At 72.4% G+C, this 19,484-nt stretch carries 27 protein-coding genes; 8 read left to right on the top strand and 19 right to left on the bottom strand.

Annotation, left to right across the window (positions count from 1 at the left end; genetic code table 11):
- Positions 1-441: 441 nt before the first annotated feature.
- Positions 442-678 carry a hypothetical protein gene (locus tag AC559T_RS27500; RefSeq protein ID WP_498870549.1) on the bottom strand — a complete coding sequence of 79 codons (237 nt, stop codon included), beginning with the start codon at positions 676-678 and terminating at the stop codon, positions 442-444.
- 169 nt (positions 679-847) lie between these two features.
- Here AC559T_RS27500 and AC559T_RS27505 point away from each other — a divergent pair, with 169 nt between their 5' ends.
- Genes AC559T_RS27505 through AC559T_RS27515 form a run of 3 tightly spaced genes read left to right on the top strand, consistent with a single transcriptional unit; the run spans position 848 to position 1,496 of the window.
- Positions 848-1,105: a hypothetical protein gene (locus AC559T_RS27505; protein WP_498870550.1), complete on the top strand. Its 258-nt coding sequence runs from the start codon at positions 848-850 to the stop codon at positions 1,103-1,105.
- Positions 1,102-1,326 (top strand): hypothetical protein, encoded by a 225-nt coding sequence (locus tag AC559T_RS27510; protein ID WP_498870551.1) that lies wholly within the window; start codon positions 1,102-1,104, stop codon positions 1,324-1,326. Before AC559T_RS27505 ends, AC559T_RS27510 begins: the two co-directional genes overlap by 4 nt.
- A complete protein-coding gene (locus AC559T_RS27515) occupies positions 1,323-1,496 on the top strand; it encodes a hypothetical protein (protein ID WP_498870552.1) in 174 nt (57 codons plus the stop codon). The genes AC559T_RS27510 and AC559T_RS27515 overlap by 4 nt, the downstream gene beginning before the upstream one ends.
- A 191-nt stretch (positions 1,497-1,687) precedes the next feature.
- Here the strand turns inward: AC559T_RS27515 and AC559T_RS27520 are convergent, their stop codons facing one another.
- The 13 genes from AC559T_RS27520 to AC559T_RS27580 form a co-directional block, all read right to left on the bottom strand.
- Positions 1,688-2,455 carry an HK97 family phage prohead protease gene (locus AC559T_RS27520; protein ID WP_498870553.1) on the bottom strand — a complete coding sequence of 256 codons (768 nt, stop codon included), beginning with the start codon at positions 2,453-2,455 and terminating at the stop codon, positions 1,688-1,690.
- A 27-nt stretch (positions 2,456-2,482) separates the two neighbouring features.
- Positions 2,483-2,719: a hypothetical protein gene (locus AC559T_RS27525; RefSeq protein WP_498870554.1), complete on the bottom strand. Its 237-nt coding sequence runs from the start codon at positions 2,717-2,719 to the stop codon at positions 2,483-2,485.
- The gene (locus AC559T_RS27530) at positions 2,716-2,949 is read right to left on the bottom strand and encodes a hypothetical protein (RefSeq protein WP_498870555.1); all 234 of its coding nucleotides are present in this window, start codon (positions 2,947-2,949) and stop codon (positions 2,716-2,718) included. Before AC559T_RS27530 ends, AC559T_RS27525 begins: the two co-directional genes overlap by 4 nt.
- Positions 2,946-3,323, bottom strand: coding sequence for a hypothetical protein (locus AC559T_RS27535; protein WP_498870556.1), 378 nt, complete (start codon positions 3,321-3,323; stop codon positions 2,946-2,948). The genes AC559T_RS27530 and AC559T_RS27535 overlap by 4 nt, the downstream gene beginning before the upstream one ends.
- Before the next feature lie 357 nt (positions 3,324-3,680).
- Positions 3,681-3,947, bottom strand: coding sequence for a hypothetical protein (locus tag AC559T_RS27540; RefSeq protein ID WP_498870557.1), 267 nt, complete (start codon positions 3,945-3,947; stop codon positions 3,681-3,683).
- 59 nt (positions 3,948-4,006) lie between these two features.
- Entirely contained in the window at positions 4,007-4,435 is a 429-nt protein-coding gene (locus AC559T_RS27545; protein WP_498870558.1) for a hypothetical protein, read from the bottom strand.
- A gap of 11 nt (positions 4,436-4,446) precedes the next feature.
- Positions 4,447-4,707 carry a hypothetical protein gene (locus AC559T_RS27550; RefSeq protein ID WP_498870559.1) on the bottom strand — a complete coding sequence of 87 codons (261 nt, stop codon included), beginning with the start codon at positions 4,705-4,707 and terminating at the stop codon, positions 4,447-4,449.
- Positions 4,707-4,934 (bottom strand): hypothetical protein, encoded by a 228-nt coding sequence (locus tag AC559T_RS27555; RefSeq protein ID WP_498870560.1) that lies wholly within the window; start codon positions 4,932-4,934, stop codon positions 4,707-4,709. The genes AC559T_RS27550 and AC559T_RS27555 overlap by 1 nt, the downstream gene beginning before the upstream one ends.
- Positions 4,931-5,146 (bottom strand): DUF6011 domain-containing protein, encoded by a 216-nt coding sequence (locus tag AC559T_RS27560; protein ID WP_498870561.1) that lies wholly within the window; start codon positions 5,144-5,146, stop codon positions 4,931-4,933. Before AC559T_RS27560 ends, AC559T_RS27555 begins: the two co-directional genes overlap by 4 nt.
- Positions 5,143-7,788, bottom strand: coding sequence for an AICE element replication initiation protein (locus tag AC559T_RS27565; protein WP_498870562.1), 2,646 nt, complete (start codon positions 7,786-7,788; stop codon positions 5,143-5,145). The genes AC559T_RS27560 and AC559T_RS27565 overlap by 4 nt, the downstream gene beginning before the upstream one ends.
- Positions 7,785-8,651 (bottom strand): hypothetical protein, encoded by an 867-nt coding sequence (locus AC559T_RS27570; RefSeq protein ID WP_498870563.1) that lies wholly within the window; start codon positions 8,649-8,651, stop codon positions 7,785-7,787. The genes AC559T_RS27565 and AC559T_RS27570 overlap by 4 nt, the downstream gene beginning before the upstream one ends.
- Positions 8,648-8,905 (bottom strand): hypothetical protein, encoded by a 258-nt coding sequence (locus AC559T_RS27575; RefSeq protein WP_498870564.1) that lies wholly within the window; start codon positions 8,903-8,905, stop codon positions 8,648-8,650. Before AC559T_RS27575 ends, AC559T_RS27570 begins: the two co-directional genes overlap by 4 nt.
- The gene (locus AC559T_RS27580; RefSeq protein WP_498870565.1) at positions 8,905-9,135 is read right to left on the bottom strand and encodes a helix-turn-helix domain-containing protein; all 231 of its coding nucleotides are present in this window, start codon (positions 9,133-9,135) and stop codon (positions 8,905-8,907) included. The genes AC559T_RS27575 and AC559T_RS27580 overlap by 1 nt, the downstream gene beginning before the upstream one ends.
- A gap of 96 nt (positions 9,136-9,231) precedes the next feature.
- Here AC559T_RS27580 and AC559T_RS27585 point away from each other — a divergent pair, with 96 nt between their 5' ends.
- Positions 9,232-9,777: a helix-turn-helix domain-containing protein gene (locus tag AC559T_RS27585; RefSeq protein WP_498870566.1), complete on the top strand. Its 546-nt coding sequence runs from the start codon at positions 9,232-9,234 to the stop codon at positions 9,775-9,777.
- On the top strand, positions 9,777-11,087 hold the full coding sequence (locus AC559T_RS27590; RefSeq protein ID WP_498870567.1) for a tyrosine-type recombinase/integrase: 1,311 nt from the start codon (positions 9,777-9,779) through the stop codon (positions 11,085-11,087). The genes AC559T_RS27585 and AC559T_RS27590 overlap by 1 nt, the downstream gene beginning before the upstream one ends.
- A 304-nt stretch (positions 11,088-11,391) precedes the next feature.
- Here AC559T_RS27590 and AC559T_RS27595 read toward each other — a convergent pair whose 3' ends face one another.
- A complete protein-coding gene (locus AC559T_RS27595; RefSeq protein ID WP_498870575.1) occupies positions 11,392-12,561 on the bottom strand; it encodes an ABC transporter substrate-binding protein in 1,170 nt (389 codons plus the stop codon).
- Positions 12,562-12,768: 207 nt separating this feature from the next.
- On the bottom strand, positions 12,769-13,776 hold the full coding sequence (locus AC559T_RS27600; RefSeq protein WP_235014342.1) for an NsdA family TPR-like regulatory protein: 1,008 nt from the start codon (positions 13,774-13,776) through the stop codon (positions 12,769-12,771).
- Between the two features lie 434 nt (positions 13,777-14,210).
- Here AC559T_RS27600 and AC559T_RS27605 point away from each other — a divergent pair, with 434 nt between their 5' ends.
- Positions 14,211-14,831: an RNA polymerase sigma factor gene (locus AC559T_RS27605; RefSeq protein WP_498870568.1), complete on the top strand. Its 621-nt coding sequence runs from the start codon at positions 14,211-14,213 to the stop codon at positions 14,829-14,831.
- Positions 14,828-15,835, top strand: a complete 1,008-nt coding sequence (locus tag AC559T_RS27610) for a hypothetical protein (RefSeq protein WP_498870569.1) — start codon at positions 14,828-14,830, stop codon at positions 15,833-15,835. Before AC559T_RS27605 ends, AC559T_RS27610 begins: the two co-directional genes overlap by 4 nt.
- Before the next feature lie 103 nt (positions 15,836-15,938).
- On the opposite strand, the gene AC559T_RS27615 is transcribed toward AC559T_RS27610, so the two are convergent.
- The 3 genes from AC559T_RS27615 to AC559T_RS27625 all read right to left on the bottom strand — a co-directional run bounded on the left by AC559T_RS27615 (position 15,939) and on the right by AC559T_RS27625 (position 18,957).
- Entirely contained in the window at positions 15,939-17,075 is a 1,137-nt protein-coding gene (locus AC559T_RS27615; RefSeq protein WP_112107804.1) for a bifunctional RNase H/acid phosphatase, read from the bottom strand.
- A gap of 170 nt (positions 17,076-17,245) precedes the next feature.
- Entirely contained in the window at positions 17,246-17,989 is a 744-nt protein-coding gene (locus tag AC559T_RS27620) for a zinc ribbon domain-containing protein (protein ID WP_112107803.1), read from the bottom strand.
- 11 nt (positions 17,990-18,000) lie between these two features.
- Positions 18,001-18,957, bottom strand: coding sequence for a Nif3-like dinuclear metal center hexameric protein (locus tag AC559T_RS27625; protein WP_131625952.1), 957 nt, complete (start codon positions 18,955-18,957; stop codon positions 18,001-18,003).
- Between the two features lie 174 nt (positions 18,958-19,131).
- On the opposite strand from AC559T_RS27625, the gene AC559T_RS27630 reads away from it, so the two are divergent.
- The gene (locus AC559T_RS27630) at positions 19,132-19,353 is read left to right on the top strand and encodes a hypothetical protein (protein ID WP_020462551.1); all 222 of its coding nucleotides are present in this window, start codon (positions 19,132-19,134) and stop codon (positions 19,351-19,353) included.
- The last annotated feature ends 131 nt before the right edge of the window (positions 19,354-19,484 follow it).

A 19,484-nucleotide genomic window follows, 5' to 3' on the forward strand; every position in this document is an offset into this window, starting at 1 on the left:
TCTCCCCCGCGTGGGGAGGACTCCCCCGACTCTCAGCGTCTCGCCAATCACCTTCGGTAGTGCGACTGTGGCAGATCTGCCACAGTCCGAGTCGACGGACGGTGACGACCCGGCGTCGCACCCCCCTGCGACGAGGGTGCGACGGACCCGCGACGCGTCGCACCCAGCGTCGCACCCGAACCCGCTGCGGCGTCGAGGATGTCGCGGCGTCGCACCCTGCGGCCAGGACCCGCTACAGACCCGCTATCGGGTCGCTGCGGGGTAGCGGGTGGCCGAGCGCGGCAGCGGCCCGCACAGCGGCTCCGAGCAGGGCGGTAGCGGGTCCAGCGGGTCCGGCGTAGCAGGTGCGGCAGGTGTCCGGCCCGCGGGTGGGCGGAGATCAAACCCATCAGATGCCTGATAGGTTTCGGCTGATCGTCCGGCCGCCCGCGCGGGCGGAGGTCAGCGCTCGTCGCGCCAACCCTTCCGGTTGGCATCCAACCAGCCCTCGACATCCGCGCGGCGCCACAGCCGGACCGTGCCGTCATCGCTCGTGTACCACGGCGCCGGGAAGTCGCGATCACGGGTGATCTGGTAGCCGCGGGCCTTGCTCACGCCGAGCGTCGCGCGGATCTGGCCGAAGGTCACCAGCTCGGACGGATGGGCGTACCCGTCATCCCGCCCTTCGGTGCTGGCCATGGGGCCGACTGTCTGGGCCACCCCTTGCCGTAGACCCCAGGGACTACCCGTAGGGATAGCAACGCGCTACGTTGCCGGAGTGATCGCGCGCCGTACCGGGTGCGCGGAAATGGAACGGCCCCGGTCGGTAGTCGACACCGCCGGGGCCCGGACGGATGGAGCCCGCCCGATGAGTTCATCTTGCCCCGACGCAGACGCCCAGGCCCCTGCTGCGGCCGTCCCGCACGCACCCCGCATCGACGAGCCCGGGTTCCGCATCCGGGAGAGCCACGTCGACGGCACCGTCGACGTGATGGCCGACATCGGGGTGAGCGCCGGCCGGCTCGTCGACCGGCTCGCGATCCACACCCCGATCGCGTCCATCCTCACCGGCGCGGCTGTCGAGGGCGGGCGGCTGCTGCTGACGTTCACCAGGCCGCAGCGGTGAGCGCCCACCTCCACCTCGACGCCGCCCGGCATCGCGCGGCGGCCGCGGTGATGGACCGGCCGGCGGTGCTCGTCGGTCTGTTGCTGCTCGACGAGCAGGGCGAGCCGGTCAGGATCGTGGGCCCGTTCGCCAGCGAGACGGCGGCGCGACAGTGGGCGCGGCAAGACGGCATCACCGCGTTCCGGGTGCTCCCGGCTCAGGTCCCCCGGGTCCGGATGTGACCGACGAGGTCGACCTCGAGTTCCCCGCCGGCACCACCCGCGAGCAGCTGCTCGCCGCGGTCGCCGAGCAGGTGCCGGCGGGGTACGTGCTCACGTACGCGGCGACGATCTACGGCCACGAGTTGGGCACCGAGCTGACGTTCGAGCCCGTCCCGCCGGCGGGCGCCTGATCGACCGGTACGGCGGCCCGCAACCTTCGGGGGGTGCGGGCCGCTGGCGTTGCTGGCCCACCCTCACCTACCAGCCCACCCGGATTCGGCCGTCTCCGTCGATCTCAGCGGCTCGGCTATGGGGCCCAGGAACGCCACTGCCCGCCCGGGTTGCCGGGCGGGCAGTGGGGGCGGGTTGCCGGGATCGGCGGTCAGGCGGCGCGGTGCCGGGCGTCCCGGCGGGCACGGGCCCGGGTGATGACCGGGTCCTCACGGTAGAGATCCGGGTGGTCGATCTTGAACAGGGCGATCTTGGCCCGGATGCGGGTCGCCTCCCGGCTGCGCTGCGCCGGCGTGCCGATGATCTCCCGGGCCCGGATGCGGTTCCGGGCGTCGCGCGCCTTGCGAGACAGGTCGGTCCCGGTGCTCGTCGAGCGGACGTTCATGATGGCGGCTCCTTTGTAGGCGGCGAACACGGCGGGCCCGTACTCGCGTAGGTCGATCTCCAGCCGGCGGACGGTCGGCAGCTTCCCGGCGGAACGGCGGTACCCGCCCGACGGGGGCGGCGGGTCCGACCGGACGATCCGGCCGGAGAACGACTGGGCGCTGATCGCCCCGTCGCGGATGAGCTCGAGTACCTCGTCGGCCAGCTCGGTCCGGGCATAGCGCGCCCGGGTGAGCAGGCCGCGGCCGTCCGCGCGCATCTCGATCGTCGTGCCGATCGGCATCGAGAACCGGTCGGAGGACTCGCCGTGGATGGTCCGGCCGTGGTTGAACATCACCGGGGGCAGGTGCCCGGAGCGGGTGGCCCGGTCGAACGCGGTCCGGTCGATCACCTCGACGTACTCGCCCTGGTGGTCGCTGATCTCAGTCGGCGCGTCGAACACCGAGGCGTACGCCTCGACGGTGCGGCCGTCCGCGGCCGAGCGGCTGATGTGGATGTCGTCCAGGGCGTACGACCTGGTGAAGATGGCGGGCATGGGGAGCTCCTTTTCGGGTGTGGTGGTTCACCGGTCGTGGTGCACGGGCACCCGCCATCGGCGGCGGGCGTGGAGCTCGGCCCGGATGCGGTCCAGCGACGATCCGAGCGGGTTGTCGGTGTAGGCGGGCAGCCGCGCCGAGTAGGCCCGGCGGGCGGTCTTCCACCCGGCGAACGCCTCGGCCAGGTCTCCCGGCCACTCGTCGGGCATGAAGCGGCACAGCCGTTCCGGCGCGGCCGGTCCGAGCGGAGCACGGCGCCTCATGCCGGCTCCCGGAACATGTCGTCGAGCAGGCCGGGCGGGACCAGGACGAGCAGGTCCACACCGCTTTCCCGGCACCACCGGCTCCGGGCGTCCAGCCATCGGCGCGTGCGGTGCCAGGCGTGCGTTTCCGCCGGCCAGTCGGCATCCGCCGGCCGCGCCCACTCGGCCTCGGCGAACGTCGTGACCCAGGCAGGGAGGCCCGTCTCGTCGACCGGCCGGCGGCGCCTCACGCGGCACCGCCGATCCCGCGCGGCTGATACACGCCACGGACCGCACGCAGTTGCGTGCGCCCGTCCGGCCCGCCGGCGGCATCATCCTCGGCGCCGAGCGGCACCCGGAGCGCGACGATCAGCCGCGCGAGCAGGACCGACTGCTGCCGGAGCTCGACCGCGGCCGGATGCGTCCGCAGGTCACCGGACACCGCTCGGACGATCAGGCCCTCGGCGTCCACGATGGCCTGCAACGCGGCGCAGGTGTCCGCGACGTGCACCGCCCGGCGCAACAGGGACAGCTCGTGCTCGGCCAGGTCGAACTCCGAGACGATCGACCGCCACAGCCGGCGGCCGGCAGGTCCGGCGCCCTTCGGTGCGGCAGGGATGGCCACTCGGGGACCTCCTTCACTGGCGACGCTCTGTAGTCATCGACCGTGCCCCCCCTCGGAGGCCCCCGCACAAAATGAAGATGGGCGGGAGTCAGTGGGCCGGGTCAGATCCGCGATCGCCCTCCCGCCCCGGCGGCTCCGAGCTCGACGCTCGCGTCCGATCGGCGCGCGGCGCGGCTGCCGCGAGGGTGCCGACGGCAGCGACCGTCTGAGCCCTCACGATCTTGTGGTGTTGATGTTGGGACCTATATGGGCGTTCGGGATCATGTGACCGACCGATCGCGTGCTGTGATGTCGTCACTGACCGTGGGTAGCTCCCGCTCGTCCGGCCCGACCGGCTCGCACTCGTCGTCGTCCCGATCACGCCGTCGCTCCCGGCTCGCCGTGCGGCGCGGCGCCCACGGCTTCCTCCCAGAGCACCGCGAGCAAGTCGAACGCGTGGGCTCGCAGGACGCAGGCACAGCACTCCACCGACCGACCCTCGTCGTCGTACGCGACGCCGGGCAGGTCATCGATCAACGCCTGTACCGCGTGCTCGACACCGAGGCGGTACTCCGCCAGACGCACATCCCGACGCAGATGGTGGTGGTGCTCCGGCCCGGCCGTGGTGGTGGCGGGGGGTGTCACACCCCCACCCCTCTTCGACCCCCCGCCCTTGCTGGACCCCCGCCCCTTCCTCGGCTTGCTCACCCCGCCCCCCTCTCGGCCACGCGGCGGCGGATGCGCTGTCGCCGTCGCTGCTCTGCTCGCCGTCGTGTGCGCGCGCCGGCCGGCGACTCCGTCTTCGCCACGTGCAGCCGTCCGCGGCACCGGGGGCAGAGCAGGGCGAACAGCAGCAGGCGGCCGTGCCTGCTCCCGTACGCCGCAGCGTCCGGCCTGCGGCAGACGTCGCACACCCGCGGCACGGCGGCCTGGCCCTCGACGTCGAGGTCAGGCAGGCAGCGGGCGCAGACGACGAGTCCGGGCTCCCAGCTCGCCGCGGCCACGGGCAGGCCGAGCAGGTACGCGGGCGCGTGCTCGCACGTCCACACGTTCCTGCTCTGGTACCGCCACAGGACCTCACCGACCGTGCGCCGGTACCACCGAGGCAGACCGATCACGGGCACTTCCGGCATCGCGGTGATGGTCACCCCACACCGGCCTCGGACTCGGCGACCTGGACCGCGGCCTCGAGGTCCGCGGCCAGGTTGCGCGCGTCGGCGGTGGTGAACCACACCGGCCGGCCGCCCTGCACGGTCACGGCGACCCGCGCGTGCCCGTCGGCCAGCATCGGCTGGACGCGGACGTAGCCGCCCTGCCGCCGTTCGGCTGTCGCGGTGACCGTCGTCGCCCGGCCGACCGTGGTCACGGTCGTACCGGTCCGCTCATCCGTGAACTCGACGTACATCAGTCCTCCATCTCGTGGGCCTGGCCCTCGCTGGCCAGCACCGCGCCGGCCAGTGCCCGGTACCCGTCGGCCACCCCCGGCGCCGGCGGCTCCTCCGCCAGCTCCCGCGGCAGGCCGAGCGCGGCCAGGACCTCGAGCCGGCCGTCGAGGTCGGGCACGTGGCGGCGGATCGTGGCGGCGGCGCGGCGCTGGACCACGGCGGCCGTCGAGGTGGGGGTGGTGGTCACGCTGCCTCCAGGTGGCCCTGCTCGACGAGCGACGGCACGTCGATGTCCAGCGCGAGCTGCACCCCGACAAGCCGGCCGGCGAGCGTGGCGACGTCGGAATCGGACAGGTGGCGTGCGCAGCCCAACCCGACCCGCGCGGCGACGGAGAGCGGGTGTGTGAGCGGGCGGCGGCATCGGCGACACAGCACCGGCTCGCCGGTGGTCGTGGTCATGACGCCTCCCGGCATCGAGGGCACCGGGGGTTCCCACCCGGCCCGTAGCGGTGGGTGGTCTGGTGGCAGGTGACGCACGGCCCGGCGGCGCCCGGCGGGATGTCGACCGGCGTACGGCCGGCGATGTGCAGCACGACGCCGGTGGTGGCCTGTTCAGAGAGTGGGTGCATTTCAGCGTCCCCAGCGGTCCCAGCGTCCCCCCTGCCGTATTCGTGCAGGTCAGAGCCGGTGTCGTGGGGGGACGCTGTGAACGGGTCAGCGTCCCCCTCGTCGTCCTCAGCGTCCCCCCACGGATCGAGGGGGGACGCTGTGAGGGATTCGCTAGCGTCCCCCCTGTTTTCCCAGGTCAGCGGCCTGTTTTCGCCGTTGGGGGACGCTGGGGACGCTGTTTCGCACCTTCTCTCTGTGGATGCCGTCAGCCGGTACAGGCGCTGCTTCTTCGGCTTCGGCCCGCGCTGGGAGTCATCGACGTCGATACCGATCGTGCGCAGCGCGGGCGCAAGCCGCTTGAGCTGCCCACCGGCGCGGGTCGCGTCCTTCGGCCACTTCTTCGGCAGCCGGTCGGGGGTCGCCACCTTCTCCAGCAACTCCGACGCCGTCAGCAGCAGGCCATCGGGTCCGGACCGGTCGACCAGCTCGACGACGGCCTTCGCGAACGGCTCGCCGTCGAGGACATCGGCGACCGCGTCGCGCGCCGTGTCCTTGTATGACTCCAGCGTCGACCAGCCGGTCACCCGGTCGACGGCGGCCAGGACGCGGGCGAAGTCCGCCATCCGCGGCCGCTCGGTCAGCACGACGTCCGGCAGCACCTTCAGCACATCGGCGAGCAGGTCGAACAGGGACGCCAGGATCGCCGGATGCGCGTCCGCGTAGGCGGCATCGAGGTCGGCTTCCTCGCGGCGCGCACTGTCGGGGATCAGGCGCAACTCGATGGTCAGCAGCCGCTCGGCGAGATCGCCGTTCAGCGCGCCCGCGTCGATGGTGGTCATGGCCAGGACCCGGCGGAACTCCAGCACCACCACGTCGTCATCGGTGTAGAGCGCCCGGTCCACAATCCCGTCACCGGTGACCGCCCGGCACAGCGCGTCCGACAACCAGTCCGCGATGATCGACACGTTGTCGAGGCACAGCGCCCACGAGTTGAACGCCTGTGTGGCCCACGACTTGATGTCGCGCGGCGCGGTCCGTTTCGGCGCGCCGGACGGGTCGATGATCCCGATGACCATCTTCGCCGAGTACGACTTCCCGGTGCCCTGCTCACCCCGGAAGGTCAGGATCGGGTGCGGGATGCCCGGGATGAACGCGGCGATCAGCCATGCGACGAGCAGGCGGAACCCGTCCTCGGTGGTGTTCAGCAGGCCGCGCAGCTTCGCCAGGCCGTCACCATCGCGCACCGGGTCTGGCAGCGGCTTCATCGCACCCGACCGGCGGAACAGCACCGGCGACCGGCCGGCCCGCTCCCAGCCGTCCGGGCCGACGATGACGCACCGGCCGTCGGACGCGCCCAGATCGACCACGATCCGGCCGTCATCGTCGCGAGCGACCCGCAGATGGGGCACCCGCGGGTCGACCGACTGTGCGATGCCCTCCAACACGGTCATCGCGTCCGCCAGCGCGGACGCAGAGGGCACCGCCCCGCCGGCGGTGTCGGTGTAGATCCGGGCGAGCTGGGAGCGCAGACCGGCCCGGCCGCGCAGCGGGAGCGCGATGTTCGGCCCGTCCTTCTTCACCCCGTACGGCCGGCCGTCCTCGGACATGAACAGCTCGTACCGCTCACGGGCGAGCGAAACGAGCTGGGAGGCCTGCGACGGCCCCCGCTCACCCTTCCCGCTCTCACCGGCGGCCGGCGACGGCGCGGCGGCGGGCGCCTGGCCCTCGTCGACGAGCGGGCGCAGATCGTCCAGCCCGTGACCGGCGTTCAGGTGATCGGAGACGTCCTTCTTGCCCGCGGCTGGCAGCAGCACCCGCACCGACCGCACAACCCCACGGAGCGCGGCCTCAACGTGGGCCGCGTGCTTGCGGCCCGGCTCGTCGTCATCGGCCACGATCCGGACGTCCGCGGCGCCGTCGAGGGTGGCCGTGTGCTCCGGCTTCCACTTCCCGGCGCCCTGCGGGCAGGTGGTGGCGACCAGGCCGTGACCTGCAAGCCGGTCGGCGTCCTTCTCGCCCTCGACGACCCAGATCGTTGTGCCGTTCTTGACCGCCTCGACGACGTCGGGCAGGCGGTACAGCGGCTTGCGGATGCCCCTGGTCTTCCACGATCCGTCCGCGGCCTGCTGGACGAAGTCCTTCTTGCTTCCGTCCCTGCCCGGCTCCTTGCGGTGCACCGTGAACAGCACGGTCCCGTGCTCGTCGGTGTACGGGTACGACGCGACGATCTGCGGCCGGGTCTGCTCGTCGCGCGGCGGGAACAGGTCGGCGTCGACCAGGCCCACGACGTCGAGGACTGCGGCCCGGTCGCACCCGGCCTGACAGGTCAGCAGCACCCGGCCGTCGCGGCCGGCACCGACCGACAGCGACGGTGAACCATCCTCGTGCGCCGGGCACCGGACATCCTGCTGAACCCGGGCCGAATCGATGCCCCACCCGGTCGCGGACGTGTATGCCTCGGCGAACCGCTCCAGCGGCGACGGGCCGTTCACGCGCCCACCGCCCACGGCCGCATCTGTACGAGTAGATCCCGCTCGGATGCCTCAACCTCCCGGATCGCGGCCAGCCGGTACGGGTCGATGTGCTGGGTGATGGACCGCTCGACGAGGTCGCGCAGCACCGGCGACCGGACGGCGTCGATCTCTACGGACTCGCCGGTGAAGTTCCTCGCCCGGGTGTCCGACTGCTTCGTCGGGCGAGTCGGGAGCGCCCACTGTTCGATCTGTTCCGGCGTCACCGCAGCCCGGACGAAAGTGATGTCGGCGTCGGGGGCGAACCCGCGGACCCGTTCGGCGAACACCTCGAACTGATTCACCCCGGACGGATCGTGATCACCGAAGTGGTAGACGTACGCCGCCTTACCCTGCGCCTTGATGGCCTCGGCGACGTTCCAGGTGAACGACTCGGATGCGTACCCGCGCAGCACACCGAGCGGGACATCCCACCTGGCGGTGACGTCGTGCAGGATGCCGGCGATGGCGTCCTTCTCCGCGTAAACCTCGACGTGCGCCGGCTGGTCGTGCCACAGCGCGCGACGGTAGGAGGCGGCGGCGTCGTCGAGCATCTCGCCGAGCGAGTCCCAAGACGTCGGCTTCATGATCCACCGCGTCCCGTCCGTGATGGACGTGTAGGGGATCACTCCGGTTCGGCGCAGCTTGAGCAGCTCCCGCCCGATCGCCCGGTAGTCGTTCTCCGACTTCTCGACGGCGCCGAGCGACAGGACCCGGTAATAGACGCCCCGGAGCGTCAGCGGCGCGTCCTCGGTGACCACCTGGACGATGGCGGCGTCGAGCGCGTCGAGCTGCGCCGAGTTCCGACGCTGCCGCTTTACGGTGCTAGACCCGTAGCCGCTCACTCGCCCACGACCTTCATCCGCGCGACCTCGCCAGCACGGCGCGCGGCGGAATGCTCGGCCTCGTCGAGCCGGGAGCGCAACGGCCGGCCGGCGGCGTGGGCGATGTAGCGCAGACGGGCGCGGAGCCGGGCGAGTTCGATGTCGGCGCGGGTCGGGCGCGGGTTACTCTCGCTGTGAGACGTCCGGCCGCCTGCTAGTGACTCTCTGACCGCCCGGGGGATGCCACCCCCGGGCGGTTGCGCGTTCTGGGACATCAGGCGGCCCCCGCCTGCTCCATGTACAGCCGGCCCAGGTAGGCGTCGAGGTCGGACCGGGCGTACAGCAGCTTGCGACCGACCTTCACCGCCGGCGGCCCTTCGCCGCGGTGCCGCATGGTGTAGAGCGCCGTCGGAGTCGTGCGCAGGTACTCCGCGACCTCGTCGACCGTCATGAGCGGCCCCATGCGCCGGGAGTTCTCGGCGATCCGGGCACTCTTGAGCGTCACATCTGCTCCCCAACTTGGAAAGATGACTTTCCGATATGGGGACATGCCTACCCCCGCCTTGCGGGAGTTGTCAAGTTGGGTGCAGACTTCCCCATCATGGGAACTAGAGCTGTGACATCCGGCCCGATCGGAGAACACGTCCGCCATCGGGTGGCGGCCCTACGGGAGGACCGACGGTTGACGCTCGCCCAGCTCTCCGAGCGCCTCGGCACGCTGGGGCGGCCGATCCTCCCGACCGGACTATCGAAGATCGAGAACGGCGAACGGCGGGTCGACGTCGATGACCTCGTCGCGCTTGCCCTAGCGCTAGACGTCGCACCGAACGCACTTCTCCTGCCAGCCGAACCAGACAGCGGCGTCGAGGTGCCACTGACCGCAGCAATGTCCGCGGCCGCCGGCGAGGCCTGGCGATGGGCGATCGGGCTTCAGCCCCTCGTCGCCGGTCGTCGGGCGTGGGAGCTACCCGTGATCGACGAGGAACGGATGCGGGAGTCCTTCGACGACCTGATGCGGTTCCGCCGCGAGAGCCAACCGCACGGCGCCGAGCCTCCGGCCGAGTATCGGGAACTGATGGCGATGCTTGGAGAGGCGAACCAGCAGATCGCCCGGCTACGGGCGGAACTCAAGGACCGACGGTCGTAGTGGCGCACATCCGAGACCGCTGGTTCACCAAGGACGCGGACGGCAATCGGGTCAAGACGGCACGGCACGGCAAGGGTGATCGCTGGCAGCTCACCTATGCCGACGAGGCAGGGAAGACGCACTACCCGACGTTTGCCCGGAAGGTCGACGCCGAGCGGTTCCTGACCACGGCCGAGGCGGACATGCTCCGCGGCACGTACGTGGACCCAGACAAGGGCAAGGAGCTGTTCCGTGTCCGGGCCGAGGCGTGGCGCCGAGACCAGGTGCAGCACGCACCGAGCACGGCCGAGACGGTCGCGTCCGATCTGAAGAACCACATCATCCCGCACTTCGGAGACCGACAGATCGGGAAGATCAGGCGGTCCTCGGTGCAGTCGTGGGCGACCGAGCGGTCCGCCGTCCTGGCCCCCCGCACCATGCACCGGGTGTACGGCTATCTGGCGACGATCTTCCGGGCGGCCGTGACGGACGGGATCATCGCCAAGACGCCGTGCCTGGACATCAACCTCCCGCCGGTCACCAAGACGCGCGTGGTGCCGCTCCCGACGATGGCTGTCGAAGCGATCGTCGAGGCCGCGCCGGCACGCTGGCGGGCCGCGTTCGTCGAGGCGGCCGGCACCGGCAAGCGGGAGGGCGAGATCCTCGGTTCGACGCTGGACCGGGTGGAGTTCCTGCACCGGCGCGGCCGGGTCGACCGCCAGGCCCAGACGCCGAACAGGGGCAAGCCCTTCCTACGTCCACTCAAGACGGAGGCATCCGAGCGGACGATCCCGTATCCACAGGTGGTCATCACGGCCCTGTCCGAACACGTCCGCCTGTTCCCGCCGGAGCTCGTCGAGGTCGACGAGTACACCGAGCGGGCGGCCGGAGCGACACCGCGGCGGGTACGGGTCCGCCTGCTTTACCCGGGCGATGACGGCGCCCTGATCCGCCGGAACCGGTTCATCGACTCCGTGTGGAAGCCAGCGGTCCGCCGGGCGGAGGCCGAGCTACGGGAACGCGCCGCGGCCCTGCGCGGCCACGGCCAGAAGGACGCGGCCGACGAGGTGGACGCGGTCGCCGACCGGCTCTCCGGGAAGGTCGACTTCCACGAGCTCCGGCACTACTACGCGAGCCTGCTCATCTTCGCCGGCGAGAACGTGAAGGTGGTCCAGGCCCGCCTTGGCCACAAGAGCGCGATGGAGACGCTGGATACATACGGTCATCTCTGGCCTGACTCCGAGGACACCACCCGGACGGCCGTAGACACGGTCCTTGGCGCAGCGCTCGGAGCTGTCACGGTCCAGAGACGGTCCACGGGTCAGGCGTAGGGCCTGTACAGCAGGTCAGAGCACATGTCGATCTCTACCCGGCCAGTCCCCGGCGTACAGGCCAACTCGTCCGCCCCATCACAGCTTGCGACCCGGTCGCACTGCGCGCGGTCCTGGCGCCGATCGTCTGGCGGGTCGTCACCCGACCCACGGCGCAGGAGCGGATCTGCTCCCGCGGCGCCGGCGTGGCCGGTGGCAGACGTCGGGCTGGCTCCCGCGGCCTGCGGTTCGGGCCAACGCCACCCCTGGCGCCAGCGATCGTGACGCCCCTGTCCTCAGGCCGGCCGACGCGGACCCCAGGCGGTCAGCCGGCGGTGCCGTCGGCGCAGAGGCGGGGGCGGGTGACCTGGAACGCGGTCCCGGTGGGATTGATCTGGACGAAGGCATGGCAGTTGAGCGGCTGCGTGCTGTTGGTGGTCAGGTTGACGGGTTCGATCAGGCCGCCCGCGTCGTAGCCGGTGACCTTCCGCAGCGCGCCGATGAAGCCCTCACGGGTGGGGCAGTCGCCGGCCAGGTCGAGCCCACGCAGGAACATGTCGCTGTAGACGTACGCATGCAGGGCGAACTGCTGGTCGGGCTCGACGGTTTCGGGTGCGTAGCGGGTCATCGCCGCGCGGTAGCGGTCGATGGCGGCGCCGCCGACCTCGAAAGGACGGGAGTACACCGGGAAGGAGACACCCGCGAGCTCCTGTCCCAGCACGGGTAGCACCGCGCTGTCGTAGCCGGTGAACGAGACGGTGGTGGCGAGTCGCAGGTTCGCCGCGCGGGCGGCCTGCACGACGTCGGCCATGTCCTCAGGGGTCGTGAAACCGATCAGCGCGTCGGCGCCGGTAGTGGCCAGCTCCCGAACCACCCTGGCAGGGCTGTCGCTGCCGCGGGCGTAGGAGATGGCATCGGTCGAGGTCAGCCCGATCGACTGGAACGCGGTCCTGTACCACGTGACGGCATCCACCGTGGACGCCGGAGTTCCCGTGGTCAGGATGCCGACCCTGCTGCCGCCGTTGGCCCGGACGTAGCGGCCGACGGTCTCAGGGGAAGCCTCGTACATGTCGGAGAACAGGTTCGGGTATTCGGCCCAGGACTGCAGACCGAAGCCGACGACGGGAACCTTTTGCGCCGCGAGGCTTTCCAATGAGCTACCGAGAGCGGTGGTGACCGTCACGAGACCGAAGACCCCTTCGTCCCGGAGAAGTTCCTCGGTGACGGTGGCGCTCTGGGCGAGCGTGTTCGTATCGTCACGCCACTCGTAGACAACCTTGCGGCCGTGTATCCCGCCCTCAGCATTGACCAGGCCGATTCTGGCGTCCACTCCGGACCGGGCCGAGGCGATCGCGGTGCTTCCCATGCCCGACTCGGAGTACACCAGACCGAGCTTCACCTGGTCGGACGTCACCCCGGGGCTGGTGCAGGCGGCTCGTGGGCTCCCGGCGCTCGAACCCGGGGAGCAGCTCGTCAACCCGGTGGCAACGACCACAGCCGTGAGCCCCGACAGCGTCCTGACGCGACCTAAACCCACACTTTCCTCCACGGAAGACAAACTGGGGATGACGTTCTACGGCGCGGCGAGCCATGCCGTCCATTCCTCATAAATTGTACTCCGTCTAAATTATCGATCCAATTCAACCGGCAAGGAGGCATAGCCGGAACACGCAAAGGAAGGCTGTGAGTACAGAACGCAGGGTCAGGTAGTAAGGCGGGGCGGCCGCCAGGTCCGGAGACGTTCGTCGAGGTCGTCGAGGAGGGAGTGCCATCCGAGGTAGCCGCGGGCCTCGCCGACGAACCGCTCGGCGCGCCCGCCGATGACGATGCTCGGGCGGTGGCGGGAGATGTACAGCGCCTCGTCGACCAGCTCGACGGCGTGGTCGAGGTCCCGCCGCTTGGCCGCTGCGGTGGCCGCGGCGATCCGGGTCATCGAGCGGAGCCCGGTGGCGCCTACGGCGTCCAGGTGGTGGATCGCCGCGTCGGTGTAGACGCTCGCCGCGCCCGGCATACCGAGCTCGACGTACGCGGCCGCCGACAGCTCCGACAGCGTCAGCACGTGCAGCGTGTCGATCGAGAACCCGGGGCGGCCGAGCTGTTCGGCGCTCAGTGTTCCCGCGATGCTCCAGGCCCGGCCGACCGCCTCGTGCACCGCCCACCGGTCACCGAGAGTGCCGTGCGCTCGAGCCTCGATGGCGGCGGCGCGGGCCGCGGCCGGGCTCCCGCGGCCGACCAGGGCAGCTCCCGACGCCGCGAGCGCGACCGCGTCCGCCGGCCGGCCGGCCTTGCGCGCCAGCGACGACTGCCACAGCCGCACCCAGCACATCAGCTCCTCGTCGCGGGCCTCGGCCGCGTGCACGAATGCCTCCTCGAAGGCGAGGACGGCACCGGGCAGGTCGCCGAGGTCGTGCCGGGTGGCTGCCCAGAGGGCGACGAGCCGGCCGGCGGCCCGGTGCAGCCGCAGCCGCGTCGCCTGCGGAACGACGTCACGCTGCAGCAGCGAGCGGACGACGGGGAGGTGACGGCGCAGGTGGACGGCGGTCGCCCCGATCGGGGCCCGCTCGTAACCCGCGGTGAGCTGGGCGACCCTGTCGTCGAGGTGGTCGAGCACATCGCTGGACGGGCTCATGCCGCCGCCTCGCGGGACGAGGAGGTCCAGCGGGAACAGGACGCCGACCGCGATGAGTCGACGCCGCGAGGTGGCGTCCATCGATTGCGTCCTCCGCTGTTTCCTCCACCGGCTCCGCTGGATCCACCGAGTGGCACGGTGGCGGGCGTCTGATGTGTCCGAAGTGGCGTGATCCGGGACGGTGTCATCCGAGGTGGTGCTGTCCGAGGTGTGACGGTCCAAGGCCCCCGTGCTTGGCGCATGTCCCGAATCCTGCGAGCCCGGAGGCATTCCGTCACCCTCAGGTACCACGCAAGGACACAGATCGGCCTCGCGGCCGTACGCACACGTGTCCGACCGCTCCGTCTCTGCTGGTCCCGGCCCGGAACGTTCGGTCCCGGCAGGCCGTTCGGTCCCGGTCGTGGACGTTCGCGGGAACCGGATCGGCGCGGCGGACCAATACGTAATGTGAACAGACACCCACCCGGAAACCCGGCGGCGAATTCCGGCATCAGCGACGACCGAGCTGGTGAGGCATGACGGTGATCCCGACCGACGCCGACCTGCTCGTGCGGTCCGTGCGTGAGCCCGAGGTCTTCGCCGACCTCTTCGAGCGCCACGGTGACCGGGTGCACCGGTACCTGGCCCGGCGGGCCGGGCCGGACCTCGCCGAGGACCTGGTCTCCGACACCTTCGTCGCCGCCTTCGAGCAGCGTTCCCGGTTCGACCCGGCGCGCGGGCCGGACGGCGCGCTGCCCTGGCTGCTGGGCATCGCGACCAGGATCTTGCAGGGCCACCGGCGGGCCGAGGCCCGGCGCTGGCGGGTGTTGGAGCGGGCGCTGCCCGACCGGCCAGAGCCCGCGGCGGCGGACCGGGTCGCGGACCGCGTCGACGCGAACGCCACCGTCCAGTCCCTGGTCCGCGCGCTCGCCGAGCTCCCCGACGGCGAGCGGGACGCGCTGCTGCTCCTGGCCTGGGGAGACCTGCGGTACGAGGAGATCGCGACCGCCCTCGCCGTGCCCGTCGGCACCGTCCGGTCGCGCATCCACCGGGCCCGAAACCGGCTGCGCGCCGCGCTGGCCGCCGATCCGCCGGCCGCCAGGTCGGCCCCGACCCGCTCCGGCTTCCGTCCTTTTCTGGAGAGTGAGCCATCATGACCGACGACCTCGACCTGCTGACGCGGCTCGGCGCAGACGTGCCGCCGCTTTCGGCGGAGGGCCGGGCCCGGGTCCGCGCGCGGCTGTTCGCCGCTGCGGCCGGGACCGCGAACGCGCCCACGCACGCTGAATCGAACGCGGTAATGGGAGCGGACGGCGCGCGTCCGGCGCGCCGGGACCTCCTGGAGCGGGTCGACGGCCCGGGAACGCCGCCGCGACGCCGGCGCCGGGTGCTGCGTCTCGGTGTGGTCGGGGCGGCCGCGGCCGCCGTGTCGCTGACCGCCGCGCTGGTGCTGCCGGGATCGGCATCCCCCGCCTACGCGCTGAGCGAGGAGCCGGACGGGACGGTGAAGGTCCAGATCAACGAGTTCCGCCAGGCCAAGCAGCTGGAGGCCGACCTGCGGGCGGCCGGGATCAACGCGGTCGTCGACTTCGTCCCGATCGGCCAGACCTGCCAGCAGCTGCGTGGCGGCGGTGCACCCCCGGCGGGCAGTGACGTCACGCCGCCGGCGGAGGGTGGCGTCTCGAACGGCGGCCAACCCCCGGATTCCGCGCCCGGCACGGTGGCCGAGGGCGCCGATCCGGCCGGGACCGGCGCCGCCGAGCGGGGAGCGGTCGGCGGCGACCCGAACGGATCCGGCGCGCGGGACCGGAACGGGCAGGACCGGAACGGACAGGACCCGAGCGGGCAGACCCAGGCGGGGGCTCCGACCGAAGCCGGAGAAGAGCCCGCCGTCCTGACCGTCGACGCCGGGCCGGAGGAGTCGACCGCGTTCGAGGTCACCCGGGGTGCGCTCAAGCCCGGCCAGTCACTGGTGATCGTCGGCAGCTACGACGAGGCGGACCCGAGCCGCCCGGGCACGATCTCCTCGGCCGTCGTCGAAGGCCAGGTCGCGCCGTGCACCCCGGTCCGCGCCGGCGGGGCGGGGGCGCAGCCCGGGCTCGGCACCGGGGTCGCTCCCAGCGGTGCCCCGGGTGGCGCACCCGGCGGCACCGAGCACTGAGCACCCGCGCCGCGGCCAGCCGGGCTGCGTACCGGGACCACCCTGGCGGGTCGACTCGCCAAGATGACCCGACGCGCCTACGAACCGGAACCGCCCGGCGGCCCTACTCGCCGGGAATGACCAGATGGGCGACGTGGTGGGTGTCGTTGAAGCCCCGCAGCACCGCGGGTCCGTCGGAGTACCAGTCGATGGTGGTGATCGACACCAGGTCCAGGTGCAGCCGGTAGAGCACGGTCGGCTCGGCGGCGAGCGCGAGCTGGGTGAGCCCCTTGATCGGGGTCACGTGCGAGACCACGAGGACGCGCCCGGCGGGATACCGGGCCATGATCCGGTCGCGGGCCGCCGCGACACGGGCGACCGTGCTCAGCAGGCTCTCCCCGCCCGGCGGCGGCACCGAGGGATCAGCGAGCCAGGCGTTCAGCTCGTCCGGGAAGCGCTCGCGGACCTCGGCGAACGTCATCCCCTCCCACGCGCCGAAGTCGGTCTCCCGCAGGTCCTCGTCGATCAGGTAGTCGCGGCCCAGCGCGTCCGCGGTCTGGCGGGCGCGCTTGAGCGGCGAGCTGATCACGGCGTCGAACGGCTCGCCGCGCAGCCGGTCCGCGGCGGCGGCGGCCTGCTCCAGCCCGAGGTCGGTGAGTGAGGCCTCCACGGTTCCGCTGAACCGCTTCTCCACCGACAGCGGCGTCTGGCCGTGGCGGAGCAGGACCATGGTGATCGGCGGAGCGGGCGGGGCCATCCAGCCGGAGAGCCGGTGCGTGGTGGGCGCCTGGTGCGGCAGCGGGTCCGGCGACTGCGGGACGGAGGGTTCCCAGGACCGGCCGGCGGCGGCGGCGTCCATCGCCTCGTTCGCCAGCCGGTCGGCGTCGCCGTTGCGGGCCCGGGGCACCCAGACGAACCGGACCCGCCCGAGCCCAGCGGCGATCTCGGCGGCCTGGGCCGCCAGCGGGCGCATCGACGGGTGCTTGATCTTCCAACGGCCGCTCATCTGCTCGACGACGAGCTTGGAGTCCATCCGGACCTCGATGTCGGCGCCCGGGTCGAGCTCCGCGGCGGCCCGCAGGCCGGCGAGCAGGCCCTCGTACTCGGCGACGTTGTTGGTGGCCGTGCCGATCGAGGCGGCCCGCTCGGCCAGCACCTGGCCGGTGCCGGCGTCCCGGACGAGGGCGCCGTACCCGGCGGGCCCGGGATTGCCGCGGGATCCTCCGTCGGCCTCGACGACCAGTCTGCGCCCAGCGCTCATGCCGCCACTCCCCTCTGCTCGTCCGGCTCCCGCGAGTCTGCTCGGCCGGCTCCCGCGAGGGGCTCGTCCACCCCTCGGAGGGGAGTCACCCCTCGGGGGGGATAGAAGACTTTACCGGCCGCTCGGCGATGTGGACAGCGGGCGGCCGGACGCGTGACGTCAGCGGGTGGTCACAGCCCGGACTCGGCCGTCCTGACCAGGATGCGTCGACACTCCTCGCACCGCACGACCTCGTCGGCCGGGGCGGCGGCCACGGCGCGCAGGTCCCCGCCGGAGAGCTCCAGGTGGCATCCCTGGCAACGGCGGCGGACCAGCACGGCGGCGCCCACCCCGGCGGAGGAGCTGCGAACCCGCTCGTACAGGACGACCAGCGGCTCGGGCAGGGCCGGCGCGAGGGCGTCGCGCTCGGCGCGGCGCTTCGCCGCCTCGGTGTCGATCTCGCCGAACTGCTCGTCACGTCGCTCCTCGGCGGCCCGGCGCTCGGCGGCGACCCGCTCCTGCTCGGCGACCAGGCCGGCCAGCCGGCTCTCCAGCGCGTCGACGGCCTCCATGCGCTCGAGGGCCTCGTCCTCGAGGACGCCCTGCCGGCGGGCCAGCGAGGCGAGCTCGGCCTGCAGGTTCTCCAGCTCGCGCGGGTTGGCGACCTGACCGGACTCGAGCCGGGCGCGGTCGCGGTCGGCGCGACCGCGGACGAGCTCGATCTCGTTCTCGAGCTTCTGCTGGGCACGGCCGATGTCGGCGATTTCCGTCCGTACCCGGACGATGTCCGAGTCGAGCCGGTCGAGGGCCTCGGAACGCTCGGCGATGGTGGCGAGCTCAGGCAGGCCGCGGCGGCGCACGGCGAGCCGGTCGAGCGCGGTGTCCAGCGCCTGGAGGTCGAGGAGGCGAAGCTGGGTTGCGGGATCGGCCTTCATGGACTCCTCGCCTAGAGCCTTTCTTCCCGGCGTGCGCCGGGCGCATGGGATGGGACTGGCAGGCCGGTGGCGGGCTCGCGCCACGTGGGCGCGGCGCTCACATGCAGCTGCCAGGGATCGGTGACGAGTGTGGACACCGAGGTACTCACCGTACGTCCCCGGGCCGCGAGGCCGGCGCGCAGCCGGTCGGCGGCGCCGGCGAGCCAGGGCCACTCGCTGGCCCAGTGCGCCACGTCGACGACGTCGAGCGGGTGGGCGCCGACCGCGTCGAGGGTGTGATGGTGCCGGCCGTCCGCGGTCACCAGGACGTCCGCCCCGGCCGCCGCGGCGGCGCCGACGAGCTCGCCGCCCGCTCCCCCGCACACGGCCACCCGGTGGACCCGCCGGTCCGCCGGACCGGTCGCCCGCACGCCGCCGGCGGTCGCCGGCAGGGCCCGCGCCACCCGCTCGCAGAAGGCGCCGAGCGGTTCGGGGGCCGGCAGGACGCCGACCCGGCCCAGGCCGCGGCACTCGGTGCCGGCGTCGGTCCGCCCGCGGGCCCGCGCGTCGGCGCGGGCCCCCGCGCCGGTCGATCCCGTTGCCAGCGGGTGGACCTCGCGCAGGCCGAGCGCGGCGGCGAGCGCGTCGCTGACGCCCGGGTCGGCCACGTCGGCGTTGGTGTGCGCGGTGAACAGCGCGACACCGGCCCGGACCAGGGTCGCCACCACGCGCCCGCCGGCGGTCGTCTCGGCGACCGTGTGCGCGCCGCGCAGGAACAGGGGATGGTGCGTGACCAGCAGCTGGGAGCCACTCGCCGCCTCGGCGGCGACGGCGGGCGTCGGATCGACCGCGAACAGGACGTCGGTCACGGGGGCGTCCAGGTCACCGACCGAGAGGCCCACCGCGTCCCACGACTCCGCCCAGGCCGGCGGGAAGCATGCTTCGAGAACGGAGACGCAGTCACGGACCGTCGCACCAACGGAGGTCATCCCCGCGACCCTACTCGGATGGTCAGCAGACGGTCAGCCGGCCGGGTCGACCGGTGGCCATCGCGCTGGTTCCGGACCGGGTGCCGTCACTTCATCCCGGCATGACCCGTAACGTCACCCCTGGCGTAGGACGTCCGCACGGGGTTACCACGCCGTGGAGAAGGAGCTCGAGTAATGGCTGACGTGTCGGTACGGTTCCAGATCGCCGGGGATTCGGAGATCGTCCTGAACCTGGCGACCCCGCAGGCCGTACGGCTGGTGGAGGCGCTGATGGGCAAGGTCGCCGACGCCATGGCGGCGCCGGAGCGGCTCGCCGTCGGCACATCCTGGCAGCAGGGCCCCCCGGCGGCGCCGGCGCCGCCGGCGTTCAACCCCGGGCAGCGACTCCCCCAGTAGCGCCCCGCGTCCAGACGCCCTCGGCGGCACGCGGTCGCCCTCGGCGGCACGCGGTCGCCCTCGGCGGGACACCCGACGGCCCCCGGCGGCACACATCCGGTTGCCTTCGGCGGCACACAGAGCTGACAACG

It is taken from the genome of Frankia sp. Hr75.2, assembly GCF_949319125.1.
GTDB lineage: Bacteria > Actinomycetota > Actinomycetes > Frankiales > Frankiaceae > Parafrankia > Parafrankia soli.